Origin of the sequence: Pseudomonas sp. LAIL14HWK12:I1, assembly GCF_003202095.1 — a bacterium.
Taxonomy (GTDB): domain Bacteria; phylum Pseudomonadota; class Gammaproteobacteria; order Pseudomonadales; family Pseudomonadaceae; genus Aquipseudomonas; species Aquipseudomonas monteilii.
This window is the reverse complement of sequence record NZ_QJKG01000007.1, coordinates 268,867-286,213: the sequence shown is the minus strand read 5'-3', so window position 1 is coordinate 286,213 and position 17,347 is coordinate 268,867. Positions and strand designations below refer to the sequence as shown.

Genomic DNA, 17,347 nt, shown 5'->3' with positions numbered 1-17,347 from the left:
TGTTATTGAGTGTTCACTGCTCGCCGGAGCAATCGCGCGGCGTGATGCCTTTTTCCTTGGCGTAGGCGGCCGACTTGGCCTCGATCAACGGGCGCAAGGTGGCACGGTCGGCCTGCACCCAGTCGGTCACCAGTACCCATTTCTCACCGTCCCACTGCTGCACGCGTGCCGCGCCGCCGCCTTCGTGGTCCGAGCAGGAAAGCTGCAGTGGCGGCAGCAAGCCTTCAAAGCCAATGGCCTTGAGCCGTGCCGCGTCGATGTTCAGGTGCTCGAAGCCCCAGCGCGCCTCTTCGCCGTTGAGCGGGCGGTTGCCGAACTTGGCCTGAGCCGTGCGTAGCGCCTCGACGGCAATGGCGGCGTTGATCAGGCCGATGTTGTAGTACACCTTGCCGAAGTAGCTCGGGTCCTTGAGGTCGCTCTTGCCGGTGTCGAGGATGTGCTGGCGCAGGCGCTGGTGGATGGCAAAGTCGCTGCCGCCCGGGAATGGTGCCAGCGCCTGGTAGCCCTTGGCCGCAGTGCCGGCCGGGATTACATCGGCCTCGGAGCCGGCCCAGACGTCACCGATGATGTGGTCGACCGGAATACCGAAACGCGCCGCCGTCTTGATGCCGACCGGGGTCGACACACCCCAGGTGCGCAGGAACACCCAGTCCGGTTTCAGCTGGCGTACCTGGCGCCACTGCGCCGACTGTTCATTGCCTGGGTCGGCCACCGGGATCTGGATGTTTTCGAAGCCATACTTCTGCGCCAGCAATTGCATCGGCGCCTGGGTTTCGCGGCCATACGCCGAATCGTGGTAAACGGTGACGATCTTCTTGCCCTTGAGCTTGTCGAAACCACCTTCGCGTTCAGCGATGTAGTTGATGCCCACCGAAGCCTGGCCGTAGTAGTTCAGCAACAGCGGGAAGGCATAGGGGAACACGCTGCCATCGGTGGACTCGGTACGCCCACCGGCACCGTCGATCAACGGAATTCGGTCGGCTGCGCCCTTCTCCATCAAGGCATACGAGCCCGGCGTGCTGTGGGTGAAGAAGAACGCCGTGGGCGCCCCGTCCTGGCCGTTCTTGTAGCGCTCGTAGCATTCGAGGATGCGGTCGACGTTCCACTCGGTCTCGCATTCCTGCCAGGTGAGTTTGACGCCGTTGATGCCGCCTTCGACCTCGTTGATGTAGCGGAAATAGTCGATTTCGCCGGCCCACCACGGGATCCCGCTGGAGGCATAGGCGCCGACCCGGTAGGTGGCCATGGGCACGAATTGCTGGTTGTCGGCAGCTGCGGCAACAGCCGGCAGCAAGGTAGGCGCGCCCAGCAGGAACAGGCTGGCGAGCAGGTGGCGACGCAAGGTTTTACGCATATTCGGTTCTTTTGAGTGAAGGGTTTGAAACCTCCTTTCCCGTGGCCGGGTCAAGGCGCCTGAAGGTGTTGGTTTGGAGTCAGAAGCGCAGCGGCCAGACGCGAATGCGTTCACGCAGGTTACCCAGCAGGCGCACCAGGCCCTCGGGCTCCTTGATCAGGAACCAGATGATCAGGCTGCCGAACAGGATCTTCTGCAGATTCTGCAATTGCCCGGCATCGACATGGCCGTTGAACAGCCACTGCCCGGCATGGCTGAGCAAAATCGGCGTAAGGCTGATGAAGGCTGCGCCAATGAAGTTGCCGGCAATGCTGCCCATGCCGCCGATAATGATGATGAACAGGATCTGGAATGAGCGGTTGATGTCAAAGCTGCTGGCGCTGGCCGTGCCCAGGTAGGCAAAGGCCCACAGCGCCCCGGCAATGCCCAGGTAGAACGCGCTGACGGCAAAGGCCAGGCGCTTGTAACGCTCCACCTGGATGCCGATGACGGCGGCGGCGGTGTCCATGTCGCGGATCGCCATCCAGTTACGGCCCACCTGGCTACGCACCAGGTTGACCGCCACCCAGGTCAGTACCACCACGCAACTGAGGGTCAGCAGGTAACGCCCTACTGGCGTGGCCAGGTTATGCCCGAACAGTTCCAGGCGCGGTGCGCTGATGGTGCCGGACGAGGCGTAGTTGTAGAACCACGGGAACTTGGCGAACACCCACTCCAGGAAGAACTGCGCGGCCAGGGTGGTGACCATCAGGTAGAAACCCTTGATGCGCGAACTGGGCAGGCCGAACACCAGCCCTACCACCCCGGCGATCAGGCCACCGCCCAGCAGCGCCAGCGGCAATGGCAGCCCCGGCACACGCAGCAGCAAGCCGTAGGTGGCAAAGGCCCCCACCGCCATGAAGCCCGCCGCCCCCACCGAGGTCTGCCCGGTGTAGCCGGTCAGCAGGTTCAGGCCAAGGCCGGCCAGCGACAGCACCAGGAACGGGATGAGGATCGCATTCAGCCAGTAGTCGCTGCCCAACCAGGGCAACACGACAAAGGCCACCAGCAGCAACAGGGCCAGGCCCAACGGGCGGTGGCGTGCCACCAGGGTCAGCGGTGCGTCGTCGAAGCGCGCTGTCAGGCGCGCGGCAGTCGTGGTCATGCGGTCATACCCGTTCAATGGCTCGGTCGCCGAACAGGCCGGCCGGGCGGATGTAAAGGAAGATCAGCGCCAGGAAGTAGGCGAACCAAGGGGTGATGCCACCGCCGATCAACGGCCCGATGTAGGCTTCGGCCAGGTTCTCTGCGGCACCCACGATCAGGCCGCCGACAATCGCCCCGCCAATCGAGGTGAACCCACCGATGATCAGTACCGGCAGCGCCTTGAGCACCACCAGCGACAACGAGAACTGCACGCCTTGGCGTGCGCCCCACAGCAGCCCGGCCACCAGCCCGACCACGCCCGCCACGGCCCACACCACCTGCCAGATGCGGTTGAGGTTGATGCCCAGCGATAACGCCGCGCGGGTATCGTCGGCCACCGCGCGCAAGGCCAGGCCGATGCGGGTGCAGTTGAACAGCACGGCCAGCAGCGTTACCAGTGCGGCGGAAACACCAGCGGCCACCAGGTCGAACTGGCTCATCATGATGTCGCCGACGAACAGCGGCACGTCTTCGATGCCCAGGTCCAGCGCGCGCACCTGAGCCCCCATCAGCCCTTGGGCCAGCCCTTCGATGATGAACGACAGGCCCAGCGTAGCCATGAACAAGGTGATCTGTGAGCGGTTGACCAGTGGCCGCAGCACCAGCCGTTCGATCAGCAGTGCGCCGATGATCATCACCACCACGGTAATGGCCAGCGCCACGGCAAACGGCAGGCCTTGCTGGTGCAGGCTGACGAAGGTCAATGCAGCAAACAGCAGCATGGCGCCCTGGGCAAAGTTGAACACGCCGCTGGCCTTGTAGATCAGCACGAAGCCGATCGCCACCAGCGAATACATGGTGCCGGCGAGCAGGCCGCCGATCAGGGTTTCGAGGAAGAAGTTCATCAGTGTGCTGCCCCCAGGTACGCGGCGATTACATCGGGGTTGGCCTGCACGTCGGCGGGCGAGCCATCCCCCACCTTGCGCCCGTAATCCAGCACCACCACATGGTTGGACAGGCCCATCACCACTTGAATGTCGTGCTCGATCAGGATCACCGTGGTGCCAAGGTCACGATTGATATCGGCGATGAAGCGGCTCATTTCCTGCTTCTCTTCGGTGTTCATGCCGGCCATCGGTTCGTCGAGCAGCAACAGCGTCGGATGGGCGATCAGCGCACGGCCCAGCTCCACGCGTTTCTGCAGGCCATAGGGCAGGCTGCCAACGGCCACCTCGCGCCAGGCCTGCAATTCCAGAAACTCCAGCACCTGCTCGGCGCGTTCGGCAAACGCCCGCGCCTCGCGGCGGGCACGTGGCAAACCCAGCGCCTGCTCCAGGAAGAAACTGCGCTGAAAACGCGACAGCCCGGTCAGCAGGTTGTCGAGCACGCTCATCTTCTTGAACAACGCGTTGTTCTGGAACGTGCGGCCAATGCCCAGCCGTGCGGCGGTCAGCGGGTGCGGGCGGCGCAGCGGCTGTTCGGCGAAAAACAGCTGGCCGGCATCGGCGCGATAGACCCCGTTGAGGATGTTCAGCAGTGAGCTTTTACCGGCGCCATTGGGCCCGATCAGGGCGCAGATCTCCCCGCGTCTTACGCTGAATGACAAGTCTGATATCGCCTTGACGCCCTTGAACGACAGCGACACGTTGCGCACCTCCAGCAAGGCGCTCATGCCGCACGCTCCAGGTAATCACGCAGCCAGGCCGGCCGCGCCGTGCCCGAGGCAACAGGGGCACTGGGCACATCGATGCGTTGCAGGCGCTGGAAGCCGAGCAATTGCCGCACGCGGGTTTTCAGCCAGCGCCGCAGGCCGCGTTGCGGATCTTGCTGCACCCAGTCGCACAGCCGCCGTTGCCAACTGCCGGCAGGCGGCAGCCGTGCCTCTATCTCATCGGCCAGTGCCTGCACCCGCTCAGCAGACAGCAGCAACGCCGTCGGGGCGATTTCGCGGCGATCGCGGCTGGCCGACTCGGCCGTTTCCGGAAACGCCAGGCCTTCACCCCGCTCCAGCCAGCGGTCGAGCAGGTGTGTCAGGCCTTCGCGCCATTCACTGCCTTCATCGACCCAGAGCACCTCGTCCCGGGTGACCTGTGCCCACCCCAAACGCTGCGCTGCAGGTGCAGCACCGACAAACAGCGCCGACAGCGGCTGAACCTGCCATTGGCCTGTGAGCACGGCGTCGGCTTGCGGCGTAAACAACCGCAGCGGCCATTGGCCGTGCAACCCCGTTTGCAGCCATTGCGCCACCTGTTCGCGGCGCTGGACAAAGGCGAACCCCGGGTGGGCCAGGCGCAGCTGGCGTTGCAAGTCTTCGCCCCGGCTGTTGGCGGGGATCAGCAGGGTATGGCCATTCAGGCGCCGTGCGGCCAACGCAAGCAACACCAGGCTGGGCTCATAGGCGCCGCTCAAGGCAAGCCGCGCGCCTGCCACGAAGCCCTGCTGGCTCAAGCCATCGGCCAGGCGTTCGACTTCTCGCTGTACGTCGATCCAGCGCCAGGCCTTCCACACGCCCAGGCGCCGATGGCGCAGGGCGACCCGGGTTGGGCGCTCCCGGGCCCAGCGCTGCAGGGCCTGCAAGTGGCTGTCGGCCACGGCATCAGCCTGCGGCGGGGTAAATTCATGCACATTCATCGCGTGGCTCCCTGTCGGCTCAGGCCGGCTCGGTAATGCTGGCCGGGGTGGGTTGGCGGCTCAGGTCGCGGTAACCGGCAGCGGGGTGCGTGGCCGGCAGCCGTGGGCCGTCACCGAACAGCTTCTCGCGCAGGGTGCCGGGGCGGTATTCGGTCTTGTAGGCCCCCCGTTGCTGCAGTTCGGGCACCAGCAGCTCGACCACATCGCGGAAGGTTTCGTGGGCCAGGGCATAGGTCAGGTTGAAGCCGTCAACATCGGTTTCTTCAACCCAGGCCTGTAACTCGTCCGCTACGGTCTGCGCACTGCCGACGATCAGCGGGCCAAAGCCGCCGATGCCGACCCAGTCGGCCAGCTCCTGCACGGTCCAGCGCTTGTTCGGGTCGGCGGTGGAAAACGCCTCGACAGCCGACTGGATGGCATTGGTGTGGATATGCTCCAGCACCTGGTCGGGCTGGTACTTGCTGAAGTCGATGCCGGTCCAGCCGGAAATCAGCGCCATGGCGCCTTCGTAGCTGGCGTAGCTTTTCAGCTCCTGCCATTTGGCCTGGGCCTTGGCATCGGTATCGTCGACGATCACTGTCTGCATGTTGAAGATCAGCACCTTGCGCGGGTCGCGCCCGGCCTCGGCGGCACGGCGGCGAATGTCGGCCACGGTCTTTTTCAAAATGACCTTGGACGGCGCGGCGACGAACACGCATTCGGCGTGGCCGGCAGCGAAATTTTTGCCGCGGCTGGACGCACCGGCCTGGTACAGCACCGGTGTACGTTGCGGCGACGGCTCGCACAGGTGGATGCCCGGGACCTGGAAGTGTTTGCCGTGGTGGCGGATCTCGTGGACTTTGCGCGGGTCGGTGAACAGGCCTGTTTCGCGGTCGCGCACCACCGCACCGTCTTCCCAACTGCCTTCGAACAGCTTGTACAGCACCTCCAGGTACTCGTCGGCGTAATCGTAGCGGGCGTCATGGTCGCTCAGCGCCTTCTGCCCAAGGTTGCGCGCACCGCTGTCGAGGTAAGAGGTGACGATGTTCCAGCCGATGCGGCCCTTGGTCAGGTGGTCGAGGGTCGATAGCCGACGGGCGAATGGGTACGGGTGCTCGAAGGTGAGCGAGGCCGTCAGGCCGAAACCGAGGTGCTCGGTGACCAGCGCCATGGGCGTGATCAGTGCCAGCGGGTCGTTCACCGGCACCTGGGCCGCCTGGCGGATGGCCGCGTCGCCATTGCCGCCCAGCACATCGTAGATGCCGATCACGTCGGCGATGAAGATGCCGTCGAACTTGCCGCGCTCCAGCAGCTTGGCCAGGTCGGTCCAGTAGTCCAGGTCCTTGTACTGCCAGGCGCGGTCCTTGGGGTGGCGCCACAGGCCGGGCGACTGGTGGCCGACACAGTTCATTTCGAAGGCGTTCAAACGAATTTCACGTGGCATGGGGACTCCTGTTCGATAGGCTCGGCACCCTTGCAAGGTGCCCTTCCTGCTCTATCAACACGATTCATGCCAAAAAATTAATCTTTATAAATCAGCATCTTATAAAAAAATCAACGCGTCCTTTGCCTGCGTGACGACACCAGTGTCGATCAAGTGTCTACTGGCGAACAGCAGGTTTTGCGGGTTGGTTTTAGCCGGATGGCGCCTGACCCGTTAAGATGAACGACTCTTCAACCAGATGCAGACCACAATGCCCAACGACGCACCCATCGGCCCAGGTCGGCCAAAGGACCTGGCCAAGCGCGAAGCGATTCTCGAAGCGGCCAAGGCGCTGTTCCTTAGCCTTGGCTATGCCAACACCAGCATGGATGCGGTCGCTGCGGCGGCAGGTGTTTCAAAGCTCACCGTGTACAGCCACTTCACCGACAAGCAGACCTTGTTCTGCTCGGCGGTCATGGCCACCTGCCAGATCCAGCTGCCTGACTTGCTGTTCGAGTACCCCGAAGGTGTACCAATAGAAGAGGTACTGCTGACCATTGCCCGTGGTTTCCAGTCTCTGATCAGCAGTGACGAAGCGGTCAAGCTCAGCCGCCTGATCATGGCCCAGGGCAGCCTGGACGCGAGCTTTGGCGAGTATTTCTACGAGGCCGGGCCCAAGCGCGTGCTGGCGGGGATGGAAGCGCTGCTGCGCGGGGCGGATGAACGTGGGCTGCTGCGCATCGACGACCCGCTGCGGGCGGCGGAGCACTTCTTCTGCCTGGTGAAAGGCGCGCCGGATTATCGCTTGCTGCTGGGCTGTGCGGGGCCGCTGGAAGGCGAAGAGGCCGAGGCGCATGTGCGGGAGGTGGTGGGGGTGTTTGTGCGGGCGTTCAAGCCCTGAAATTCGGGTGCCTGTACCGGCCTCTTCACGGCTCTAGCCGCGAAGAGGCCGGTACAGGCACAACAGAATCAGGCCTTCAGTGCCTTCTTCGGGTAGATGTCATACCGGCTCGACTTACCCTCCAGGCTATGGCTCGGCTTGGGCCCATCAATGATCGGCGCCTTGCGCGGCCGCTTCACCACCACCCGGTGGCTGGCCAGCGCCAGAGCGGCTTCGAGCAGGGCCGGGGCGTCCAGGTCGTCACCCACCAAGGGCCGGAACACGCGCATTTCCTTTTTCACTAGGGCGCTCTTGTCGCGGTGCGGGAACATCGGGTCGAGGTAGATCACCTGCGGGGCCTCGCCTTCCCAGGCGCGCATGCGCTCGATGGCGTTGCCGGTCAGCAAGCGCATGCGCCCGACGATCGGGCCCACCTCGTCATCCGACCGCGCCCGCGCCAGGCCATCCTCCAGCAACGCGGCAATCAGCGGCTGGCGCTCGATCAGGGTCATCTGGCAGCCCAGGCTGGCCAGAACGAACGCATCCTTGCCAAGACCTGCCGTGGCATCCAGCACCTGCGGCCGCACGCCTTGGGCAATGCCCACGGCCTTGGCGATCATCTGCCCGTTGCCACCGCCAAACTGGCGCCGGTGCGCCGCCTGGCCTTCGACAAAGTCCACCCGCACCGGCCCCGGTGCCTGCGGGCCAAGTTGCTGAATCTGCAAACCCTCGGCGCCCACCTGCACGGCGAAGCCGGCGCTATCGTCCTGTAGCGGCAGGCTTAGACGCTCGGCCCACGCCTTGGCCTGTTCCGCATACTCAGTCGACATCGCTTCGACCCTGATACCCGTGCCTTGCTCTTCCATCGTCCACACCTAAAAAGTCAAACCAAGCCTTAATGAATCGGCAGCCACGGCCGATACAGGCAATATCCCGCTATTCTGCCAGAGCACAACGCGCGCGACTGCCATGTCAGATACTCTTCCCATCGGCTTGACCTATTTGTCGCCCGTCGGCAACTACAGTCAGCACAATACCCAGGCACTCGGGGGCGTGAGCCACCTGTGGCAGGACTTTTTTGCCCGGGCCATGGCCGAGCAGCAGGAAGAGCCCGTAGACAGCGTCAGCCAGTCGTTCGTGCAGTATGACCAGGACAGCGGCGAACCCATCGGCGGCGCCCGCGCACTGGCGCTGATCGACGCCCAGCGCGCGTGCCCGGTGCAAGACATCGAGGTAGCACCACCCGAGCCGCTGTTCCTGCCCAAGGCAGAGCTTGAAGCCAAGCTGCTGCCCCCTGCCCCCGAGCCATTCAGTGCCCTGGAACTGATCGAGCAGCAGCGTCAGCTCGATATCAGCAACAGCTGGATGCGCCCGGTGGTGATGAGCCAGGGCCAGCCGATTACCGAGCCCGGCCCAGGCCCTACCCCGCGCTCATTGTTCCTGCCCATCGCCGAATTCGAAACCGACCTGCTGGACCCGGCGCCCGAACCGTTTGATGACGCAACCTTGGCCAAGCAGCAGAACGACCTGGAGTTCGACATCCACTGGGCGCGTCCAGTGGTGCTGAACAACTTGCGCGTTCACGCCTGAGGCTAACGGCAGACCTGCCAGCGCCCCATGTCCAGATGAAAGTGGTTATGGTGCGCGGCGTTGTAGCCCGGCCCCAGTACCGTGCTGAAGCTCTCGCAGGCCGCCTGCTGCACTTGGCGCAAGAATTCCGCCTTCTGCCCACCTGCCTGCCAGTCACGCGCCAACACGATGCGCTGGCCGTCCTGCAGGCGAAAACCGCTGATATCCAGTGCATTGGCCGTGGCGTGCTGGCTCAGGCGGCCCTGTTTGCGGTGGTAGACATTGCGGCAGGCGAAACTGCCCAGGTGGTCGACCTGCGTCACCGGTTGCCCCAGCACCCGCTGCGCCACCGGCTGCAAGCCATGTGCTTCGAACAGCGCGTAGGCCACTGCCAGCGGGCAACTGGCCAGGAAGCTGCTGCTGAGCCGCGCCTGGCCGCCTTCGATTCGCCAGGCATTCTGCAACGGGCAGTTGGCCGAAGTCGGGCTGTCGGCTTGCGCCCGGTAACGCAACTGGCTGGTTCCCAGCGCCTGGCGGCACAGCGCCGGGTCATCGCGCAGGCGTGCCAGCTTGTAAGGGGTCAGCAGGTTGGGCGGCTGACGCACATCCAGCGGCGCCCAGGGGTTCCATGCGCCAGGCAGGCGCCAGCTGTAATGCCAGGCCAGGCCAGCCAACAACAGCAGGCCGGCCAGCAGCGCCAGCACAGGCTTCATCAGCGTCGGAACAGGTCGTTCAGCTGAGCGAACGGCAGTGCCTGCTCTCCATAGCCGAATGTACCCTCATCGCGAATTTCCAGCGCAGCACGGTGGAACGCCCCCAAGGCGGCGCGAGCCAGCGACGAGCCGACACTGATGCGGCGCACACCCAGGTCCTGCAACTGTTTCACGCTCAGTGACACACCCGCCATGCCCATCAACACGTTCACCGGGCGCGGCGCCACAGCCTGCACCACAGCACGAATTTCCTCGACGGTACGCAGGCCCGGGGCGTAAAGCACATCGGCGCCGGCTTCGGCGTAAGCCTGCAAGCGCTTGATGGTGTCGTCCAGGTCCATGCGCCCGTGCAGCAGGTTTTCTGCCCGGGCGCACAGGGTGAACGGGAACGGCAGGCTACGGGCAGTCTGCACGGCGGCGCGAACGCGCTCCACCGCAAGCCCCACGTCATAGATGGGCAATTCGCTGCGGCCACTGGCATCCTCGATGGAGCCGCCCACCAAGCCCGCTTCAGCGGCACGCAAGATGGTATTGGCGCAATCCTCGGGCAGGTCGCCAAAGCCGTTTTCCAGGTCGGCAGCCACTGGCAAGGGGGTCGCATCGACAATCTCCCCGGCATTGTCCAGTGTGTCCTCCAGGTTCAAGGCACCTTCGGCATCCGGGCGGCCCAGGCTGAAGGCCAGGCCGGCACTGGTCGTGGCCAGTGCCTCGAAACCCAGGCTGGCCAACAACTTGGCGGAGCCGGCATCCCACGGATTGGGGATGACGAACGCGCCATTACGTTCATGCAGTGCCTTGAAGGCTTCGGCTCGCAGGGTTTGCACATCCATGAATCAACCTCCGGCAGTCAGGGAAAGGTCAGAGTAGCCCCAGTTGTTCGACCTCGGGTGCGCGCGGCAATTCAGGCAAAGAATCGAGGCCCGGCAGGCGTGCCATCAGGCGTTGATGGAACCGTTGGGCCAGGGCTGCGGCCAGACGATTGTCCGAGGTGTGCAGGAAGATGTAGGGGCTGCGGCCCTCTTCGATCCAGGCGGCGACCTTTTCTACCCAGGGGGTAAGGAAGGCCTCATTAGCCTCCAGCTCAGGGTGGCCAATGAAGCGCACCTGCGGGTGCTGGCTGAAGGCTGCAGGGCGTGGTGGCACCTTGGGTTTCTTGGACTGCGCGTGCAGCACGGCAGCATCGCGTGAAGTGCAACTGAACAACGCACGCGGGTCGAGGCAGATACGCTCCACCCCGCGCTCGTGCAGCAGGCGGTTGAGCAGGCGCTCTTCGTCACCCTTGGCAAAAAAGGCCTGGTTGCGCACCTCCACCGCCACCGGCACGCCGATTTCATCAAGGAAGTGGCAAAGCTCGCCCAGCCGTGCCGGGCCGAACAGCGCCGGCAACTGCAACCAGTACGGCGATACGCGCTGCCCCAGCGGGGCCATCAGGCGTGTGAAATCGAAAGCAGGCTCAAGCTGATCACGCAGGTCACCCTCGTGGCTGATGTCACGGGGAAACTTGGCAGTGAAACGAAAGTGCTCAGGCATCACCTGCGCCCAGCGGGCAAGGGTGCCGGGGGCGGGGCGTGCGTAGAAGGTGGTGTTGCCCTCGACAGCGTTGAACACCTGGCTGTAGAGGCCAAGCATCTGATTGCTGTTGGCGTCGGCGGGGTACAGGTAGTCACGCCAGGCGTTTTCACTCCACGACGGGCAACCGAGAAAATAAGGCAGTGGTGATGGACTCATCCATCAAATGTACAGGTCGAGCCCCAGTACTTCCATGTCCCAATCGGTGAAACCGGCAGTATTCAGGTAACTGGCCAATGCGGTGGCTGTGCGCCGGTCACGGGCGCGGGGGAAGATCATGTCCTGCGGGCGGGCAGGCAAGCCACCGCTGCGGCGGCGGGCGGTGGTTTCCTGAGGCGCCGTGGCGTTCTCTTCGATCACCTCGGCGTCATCGATGGCCTCGTCACGCACCGCTGCCTTGCGCGGCGCGCGCTTGATCGGGTAGGACTGCGATGAGAAACCGTCGATACGCATGGCATGAATACTCAGGACCAATGATGGCAATTTAGCAGCATCAGTGTTCCGTCGCTAATGCTTAAGTGATAACTGGACCACAGATCGCGCAGAAGGTTTGGGGGTTACCGTCGATAACCGACGAACAGCATTCAGTGCTTCTTTGGCGTAGCGACATTATCGCGCAGGTAAACCGGTTGCGCCTGCTCGGCGCCGATCGCTTCGCCACGGGCCCAGGCGAAGCTGGCCAGGCTGAGCACGTCCAGAGCGTTAGGCAAGGCACTGGCGTTGCTGGCAGCCACCTGCACCGCCAGGCGCTCGGCATAGCCCCAACCGGTGCCGGCCCCGAACCACTCGCCTTCGCTGTCTGCCGGCAGCGCTACCTGCTCGGGCGGCAACACCGCTTCGCGGCCAACCAGGCGCATTTCGCCCGCCGTGGCCTGATAGCAGCCCCAGTACACTTCATCCATGCGCGCATCGATGGCAGCCGCCACCTGTTGCACGCCCTGCTCGCGCAATGCACCCTGGGCCAGCGCAGCCAGGTTGGACACCGGCAGCACCGGGCGCTCCAGCGCGAAGGCCAGGCCCTGGACCACACCAATGGCAATGCGCACGCCGGTGAAAGCGCCCGGGCCGCGGCCAAAGGCGATGGCATCCAGTTGATTCAGCGCAACGCCCGACTCGGCCAGCAGCTGCTTGATCATCGGCAGCAGCTTCTGCGCGTGCTGACGTGGGATCACCTCGTAATGGCTGGTTACCTTGCCGTCATGCAGCAGCGCAACGGAACAGGCTTCGGTGGCGGTATCCAGGGCCAGCAGGGTGGTCATCGAACGGGTATCCAGGTGCAGGGAAAAGAGCGGCAGTATAAACGACAACGGCCCGCTAGCGGGCCGTTGTCGATGGGTGTCAGGCGCTGGATCAGCTCAGGGCTGCCAGAACCTTGGCGGTGATGGCTTCAACCGAGCCGACACCTTCGATGTGGCTGTACTTCGGCTTGCCGGCGTTGGCGGCCGACAGCTTCTGGTAGAAGTCCACCAGCGGCTTGGTCTGGCTGTGGTAGACCGACAGGCGATGGCGAACGGTTTCTTCCTTGTCGTCGTCGCGCTGGATCAGGTCTTCGCCAGTCTCGTCGTCCTTGCCTTCCACTTTTGGCGGGTTGTACTGAATGTGGTAGGTGCGGCCCGAGGCCAGGTGCACGCGGCGGCCCGCCATGCGACCAACGATTTCTTCGTCGTCCACGGCAATTTCGACCACTGCGTCGATGTCGACACCGGCAGCGACCATGGCTTCGGCTTGCGGGATGGTGCGTGGGAAGCCGTCGAACAGGCAGCCGTTGGCGCAATCAGGCTGAGCGATGCGCTCCTTGACCAGGCTGATGATCAGCTCGTCGGAGACCAGCTGGCCGGCATCCATGACTTTCTTCAGCTCCAGGCCCAGCGGGGTGCCGGCTTTGACAGCGGCACGCAGCATGTCACCGGTGGAGATCTGTGGAATACCGAACTTTTCGGTGATGAACTTTGCCTGAGTACCTTTACCGGCCCCGGGAGCTCCCAGCAGAATTACGCGCATCTTGTGCTCCTCAAATTTTTTTATGAAATTCAATGGATTCGGCAACCAGGGCCAAGTCCGGAAAATCGGGTATGACCCAAAATCGGTCAGAAGGCTGCTCAAGATACACAGCGCCCGGCAGCCAGACAAGCGTCCCAAAGTTGCAGGAATGCGCCACTTGCGGCTGACCTGGCAGGTGGTTGCGCCCGGCGCAACCACCCTCCCCTTACCCATGCAGGGTCTGCACGGCACACATTCAGGGCAGCCCGCACGCGCCCTCAGCCGGTGTTGCGCAGCCCGGCGGCAATACCCGCCACGGTCACCAGCAAGGCCTGCTCCAACGGGCTGTCCAGAGCGGCTTCGCGGCTGCGCGAGCGAGCCAGCAACTCGGCCTGCAGGCGGTGCAGCGGGTCCAGGTAGGTGTTGCGCAGGCTGATGAATTCCAGCGTTTCGGGGCTGTGCGCCAGTAGCACCGGCTGCCCGGTCAGGCCCAGTACCACCTGGCAGGACTGCGACAATAGGTCGCGCAGGTGTGCACCTAAAGGAAGCAAGTGCGGTTGCACCAGACGTTCGTCGTAGGCCTCGGCAATTTGCGCATCGGCCTTGGCCAGCACCATCTCCAGCATGTCGATACGGGTGCGGAAGAACGGCCACTGTTCGCGCATCTGCGCCAGCAGCTCGCCCTGGCCACGGGCCAATGCGTTGCTCAGGGCCGTTTCCCAGCCCAGCCAGGCCGGCAGCATCAGGCGCGTCTGGGTCCAGCCGAAAATCCACGGGATGGCCCGCAGGCTTTCGATGCCTCCAGCGCGACGCTTGGCCGGGCGGCTGCCCAGTGGCAGGCGCCCCAACTCCTGTTCCGGTGTCGACTGACGGAAGTATTCGACAAAATCGGGGTTGTCCCGCACCACGCTGCGGTAGGCCTTGACGCCATCGGCAGCCAGCTGGTCCATCACCTCACGCCAGGCCGGCTGCGGGGGCGGTGGTGGCAACAGCGTGGCTTCGAGCACGGCAGCCAGGTACAGGTTGAGGTTTTGCTCGGCAATGCCCGGCAAACCGAACTTGAAGCGGATCATCTCGCCCTGTTCGGTGGTGCGGAAACGTCCCGCCACCGATCCCGGCGGTTGCGACAGGATCGCCGCGTGGGCGGGGCCACCGCCGCGCCCTACCGTACCGCCACGGCCGTGGAACAGCAGCAGTTCGACCTGATGTTCGGCACAAATGCGCACCAGGTTTTCCTGGGCCCGGTACTGCGCCCAGGCCGCCGCCGTAGTGCCAGCGTCCTTGGCTGAGTCGGAGTAGCCAATCATCACTTCCTGCGGGCCGCGCAGCCCGGCGCGGTAGCCTGGCAGGCCGAGCAGTCGCTGCATCACGGGGCCAGCGTTGTCCAGGTCGGCCAGGGTTTCGAAAAGCGGTACCACGCGCATGGGGCGGGTAAGGCCGGCTTCCTTGAGCAGCAGTTGCACCGCCAGCACATCCGAAGCGGCACCGGCCATGGAAATGACGTAGGAGCCCAGGGAGGCAGCCGGCGCGGCGGCCACTTCGCGACAGGTGGCCAGCACTTCGGCGGTATCCGCTTGCGGCTTGAAATGCGCAGGCAGCAGGGGCCGACGGTTCTTCAGCTCGGCCTGGAGGAATTCGATGCGCTGCTCTTCATCCCAGTCGGCATAGCGCCCCAGGCCCAGGTAGTCGGTAATCTCGGTCAGTGCGTCACGGTGGCGGGCAGCGTCCTGGCGCACATCCAGGCGGCCCAGGAACAGGCCAAAGGTGACAGCGCGGCGCAGGCAGTCCAGCAGCGGGCCTTCGGCGATCACGCCCATGCCGCATTCGTGCAGCGACTGGTAGCACAGCTCCAGCGGTGCGATCAGGTCGCGGTTATCCACCAGCACGTCGGCGCTGGCCGGTTGGCTGCTGGTCAATGCCGAATGCGCCCAGGCACGCGTCGCCCGTAGCCGGTCGCGCAACTGCTTGAGCACGGCCCGGTAGGGCTCGACAGTGTCGCCAACCTGTTCGCGCAGGGCCTCGTTGGCCTGCTGCATGGACAGCTCCGCAGCCAATGCATCGATGTCACGCAGGAACAGGTCGGCGGCCATCCAGCGGGCCAGCAGCAACACTTCGCGGGTGACGGCGGCAGTCACGTTGGGGTTGCCGTCACGGTCACCGCCCATCCACGAGGCAAAGCGGATTGGCGCGGCTTCAAGCGGCAGACGCAGGCCGGTGGCCTCCAGCAGCGCCTTGTCGACCTTGCGCAGGTGGCTGGGGATGGCGTGCCAGAGCGAATGCTCAATCACTGCAAAGCCCCACTTGGCTTCGTCTACCGGCGTGGGGCGGGTGCGGCGGATTTCTTCGGTGTGCCAGGCCTCGGCAATCAGCCGGCGCAGGCGTTCGCGTACCTGCTGGCGTTCGGCCGGGGTCAGGTCGCGGTGGTCCTGGGCAGCCAGCTGGCCGGCGATGGCGTCGTACTTCTGAATCAGGGTGCGGCGGGCCACTTCGGTGGGGTGTGCGGTAAGTACCAGCTGGATGTCGAGCTTGGCCAGTTGCCGAGCCAGGGCATCGTTACCAAGCCCGGCCTGCTTCAGGCGCGCCAGCAACTCGGGCAGCACACGGGCCTCGAAGGGTTCGGGCTGGTCAGCGTCGCGACGGCGGATCAACTGGTACTGCTCGGCCATGTTGGCCAGGTTGAGGAACTGGTTGAAGGCCCTGGCCACGGGCAGCAGGTCTTCTTCGGCCAGGTCTGCCAGGGTCGAGCTCAGTTGCTCGCCGGGGCCGCGCCGGTCGGCCTTGGCACTGTAGCGGATGTCCTCGATCTTCTGCAGGAACGCATCGCCATGCTGCTGGCGAATGGTTTCGCCGAGCAGCTCACCCAACACATGGACATCTTCACGCAAACGCACATCGATATCGGTCATTGGCCCTCTCTTTGGCGCGGCTCTGGCGCACTCCTGTACACAGCTCTCCCGAAGAGTGCCCCCAGGCTGGAGGCAATGGCAAGCCGTGATCGGCTAAAGCAAACTAAAGTGAAGGCATAACACTCCCATGCCATGCAGCCTTAGCAGGCGTAACCAGAGGTCATCATGAAAATCCGTGAACTCGCCCAGCACTGGGAACAGAATGCCGCCGGCACCCTCAGCCGCACGGGCCATGTCCTGCACCTTGACCTGGAGTCAGAGGCGCGTCTGGCCGCGCTGATCGACATGTACCCCAAACGTACCGCCGAGGAATTGCTCGGCGAACTGGTAGCCGCCGCCCTTGAAGAGGTGGAGGCCAGCTTCCCCTATGTGCAGGGCCGTCAGGTCATCGCCACCGATGAAGAAGGCGACCCGCTGTACGAAGATATAGGGCCTACCCCACGCTTTCTGTCGCTCTCGCGCCAGCACCTGCACAGCCTGAGCAACACCGCTGCCGACAGCGACGAATAACCTCCGCGCCACTGTTCCGGGCCTGCTCGAGGCCCGGAATACCGCTTTCGCCCGCGAAAGTTCAAGAAAATCCTCGCTGACCAATCAGTCAGAAATAATCGCTCGTGCGGATCACTTTTTTCGGAACCATTCGAAAAACGATCGAGTCGGAGCCAATAGCCATCACGCTAAAACCCTGCACACCTGTCCTTGTGCACCGTTCAGCTGAAGCGCACGGAGTTGTCAGGGAATGAGCGATGGACTGCTACGGACATCGTCGTAATCAGGAGTGATCCAATGGAGCTGACCACCATGAAAACCCGCACTAGCAAACTGTCATCCACTCACGTGCGCGGGTTCAAGCTGGCCGCGCTGGCCCTGGGCAGTAGCCTGGTCCTGGCCGGCTGTGCTGGCAACCCGCCTACCGAGCAGTATGCCGTTACCCAGTCCGCCGTGAACGCCGCCGTCAGCGCTGGCGGTACCGAGTTCGCCGCCGTGGAGATGAAAGCGGCCCAGGACAAGTTCAAGCAGGCCGAAATCGCCATGCACGACAAAAAGTATGACGAAGCCAAACTGCTGGCCCAGCAAGCCGAGTGGGACGCACGCCTCGCCGAACGCAAGGCCCAGGCGGCCAAGGCCCAGAAGGCCGTGCAGGACGCCCGCCAGGGTGTCCAGGACGTACGTGAGGAAGGCCTGCGCAGCGCTCAGTGAGCCCTGCCCCGCCAACCT

At 64.2% G+C, this 17,347-nt stretch carries 18 protein-coding genes; 4 read left to right on the top strand and 14 right to left on the bottom strand.

Annotation, left to right across the window (positions count from 1 at the left end):
• Positions 1-13: 13 nt before the first annotated feature.
• The 6 genes from D906_RS19070 to D906_RS19045 form a co-directional block, all read right to left on the bottom strand.
• Entirely contained in the window at positions 14-1,354 is a 1,341-nt protein-coding gene (locus D906_RS19070; RefSeq protein WP_027615517.1) for an ABC transporter substrate-binding protein, read from the bottom strand.
• Between the two features lie 79 nt (positions 1,355-1,433).
• Positions 1,434-2,498 carry a branched-chain amino acid ABC transporter permease gene (locus D906_RS19065; protein WP_019098067.1) on the bottom strand — a complete coding sequence of 355 codons (1,065 nt, stop codon included), beginning with the start codon at positions 2,496-2,498 and terminating at the stop codon, positions 1,434-1,436.
• A gap of 4 nt (positions 2,499-2,502) precedes the next feature.
• The gene (locus D906_RS19060; protein ID WP_025753728.1) at positions 2,503-3,384 is read right to left on the bottom strand and encodes a branched-chain amino acid ABC transporter permease; all 882 of its coding nucleotides are present in this window, start codon (positions 3,382-3,384) and stop codon (positions 2,503-2,505) included.
• Positions 3,384-4,151 (bottom strand): ABC transporter ATP-binding protein, encoded by a 768-nt coding sequence (locus tag D906_RS19055; RefSeq protein ID WP_019098069.1) that lies wholly within the window; start codon positions 4,149-4,151, stop codon positions 3,384-3,386. Before D906_RS19055 ends, D906_RS19060 begins: the two co-directional genes overlap by 1 nt.
• Positions 4,148-5,110, bottom strand: a complete 963-nt coding sequence (locus D906_RS19050; RefSeq protein WP_027609573.1) for an AMP-binding protein — start codon at positions 5,108-5,110, stop codon at positions 4,148-4,150. The genes D906_RS19055 and D906_RS19050 overlap by 4 nt, the downstream gene beginning before the upstream one ends.
• Before the next feature lie 19 nt (positions 5,111-5,129).
• Entirely contained in the window at positions 5,130-6,533 is a 1,404-nt protein-coding gene (locus D906_RS19045) for an LLM class flavin-dependent oxidoreductase (protein ID WP_027615516.1), read from the bottom strand.
• Positions 6,534-6,771: 238 nt separating this feature from the next.
• Here D906_RS19045 and D906_RS19040 point away from each other — a divergent pair, with 238 nt between their 5' ends.
• Positions 6,772-7,413 carry a TetR/AcrR family transcriptional regulator gene (locus D906_RS19040; RefSeq protein ID WP_025753730.1) on the top strand — a complete coding sequence of 214 codons (642 nt, stop codon included), beginning with the start codon at positions 6,772-6,774 and terminating at the stop codon, positions 7,411-7,413.
• A gap of 68 nt (positions 7,414-7,481) precedes the next feature.
• On the opposite strand, the gene D906_RS19035 is transcribed toward D906_RS19040, so the two are convergent.
• Complete coding sequence (locus D906_RS19035) at positions 7,482-8,258, bottom strand: class I SAM-dependent methyltransferase (protein WP_019098927.1); 777 nt, start codon at positions 8,256-8,258, stop codon at positions 7,482-7,484.
• A gap of 103 nt (positions 8,259-8,361) precedes the next feature.
• Here D906_RS19035 and D906_RS19030 point away from each other — a divergent pair, with 103 nt between their 5' ends.
• Positions 8,362-8,982: a hypothetical protein gene (locus D906_RS19030; protein WP_027615515.1), complete on the top strand. Its 621-nt coding sequence runs from the start codon at positions 8,362-8,364 to the stop codon at positions 8,980-8,982.
• Positions 8,983-8,984: 2 nt separating this feature from the next.
• Here the strand turns inward: D906_RS19030 and D906_RS19025 are convergent, their stop codons facing one another.
• The 7 genes from D906_RS19025 to ppc form a co-directional block, all read right to left on the bottom strand.
• Entirely contained in the window at positions 8,985-9,674 is a 690-nt protein-coding gene (locus D906_RS19025) for an extensin family protein (RefSeq protein ID WP_027615514.1), read from the bottom strand.
• Positions 9,674-10,504: an oxaloacetate decarboxylase gene (locus tag D906_RS19020; protein WP_027615513.1), complete on the bottom strand. Its 831-nt coding sequence runs from the start codon at positions 10,502-10,504 to the stop codon at positions 9,674-9,676. Before D906_RS19020 ends, D906_RS19025 begins: the two co-directional genes overlap by 1 nt.
• Before the next feature lie 28 nt (positions 10,505-10,532).
• Entirely contained in the window at positions 10,533-11,402 is an 870-nt protein-coding gene (locus tag D906_RS19015; RefSeq protein ID WP_025753733.1) for a DUF72 domain-containing protein, read from the bottom strand.
• A 3-nt stretch (positions 11,403-11,405) separates the two neighbouring features.
• On the bottom strand, positions 11,406-11,696 hold the full coding sequence (locus tag D906_RS19010) for a hypothetical protein (RefSeq protein WP_019097633.1): 291 nt from the start codon (positions 11,694-11,696) through the stop codon (positions 11,406-11,408).
• 131 nt (positions 11,697-11,827) lie between these two features.
• Entirely contained in the window at positions 11,828-12,502 is a 675-nt protein-coding gene (tsaB, locus tag D906_RS19005; protein WP_016712962.1) for a tRNA (adenosine(37)-N6)-threonylcarbamoyltransferase complex dimerization subunit type 1 TsaB, read from the bottom strand.
• A gap of 91 nt (positions 12,503-12,593) precedes the next feature.
• Positions 12,594-13,244, bottom strand: coding sequence for an adenylate kinase (adk, locus tag D906_RS19000; RefSeq protein WP_016712963.1), 651 nt, complete (start codon positions 13,242-13,244; stop codon positions 12,594-12,596).
• Positions 13,245-13,501: 257 nt separating this feature from the next.
• Complete coding sequence (ppc, locus tag D906_RS18995; RefSeq protein WP_025753734.1) at positions 13,502-16,129, bottom strand: phosphoenolpyruvate carboxylase; 2,628 nt, start codon at positions 16,127-16,129, stop codon at positions 13,502-13,504.
• A gap of 165 nt (positions 16,130-16,294) precedes the next feature.
• On the opposite strand from ppc, the gene D906_RS18990 reads away from it, so the two are divergent.
• Together D906_RS18990 and D906_RS18985 are read left to right on the top strand one after the other, a co-directional pair.
• Positions 16,295-16,639, top strand: coding sequence for a hypothetical protein (locus tag D906_RS18990; RefSeq protein WP_025753735.1), 345 nt, complete (start codon positions 16,295-16,297; stop codon positions 16,637-16,639).
• A gap of 276 nt (positions 16,640-16,915) precedes the next feature.
• Positions 16,916-17,329 (top strand): DUF4398 domain-containing protein, encoded by a 414-nt coding sequence (locus tag D906_RS18985; RefSeq protein WP_016712966.1) that lies wholly within the window; start codon positions 16,916-16,918, stop codon positions 17,327-17,329.
• The last annotated feature ends 18 nt before the right edge of the window (positions 17,330-17,347 follow it).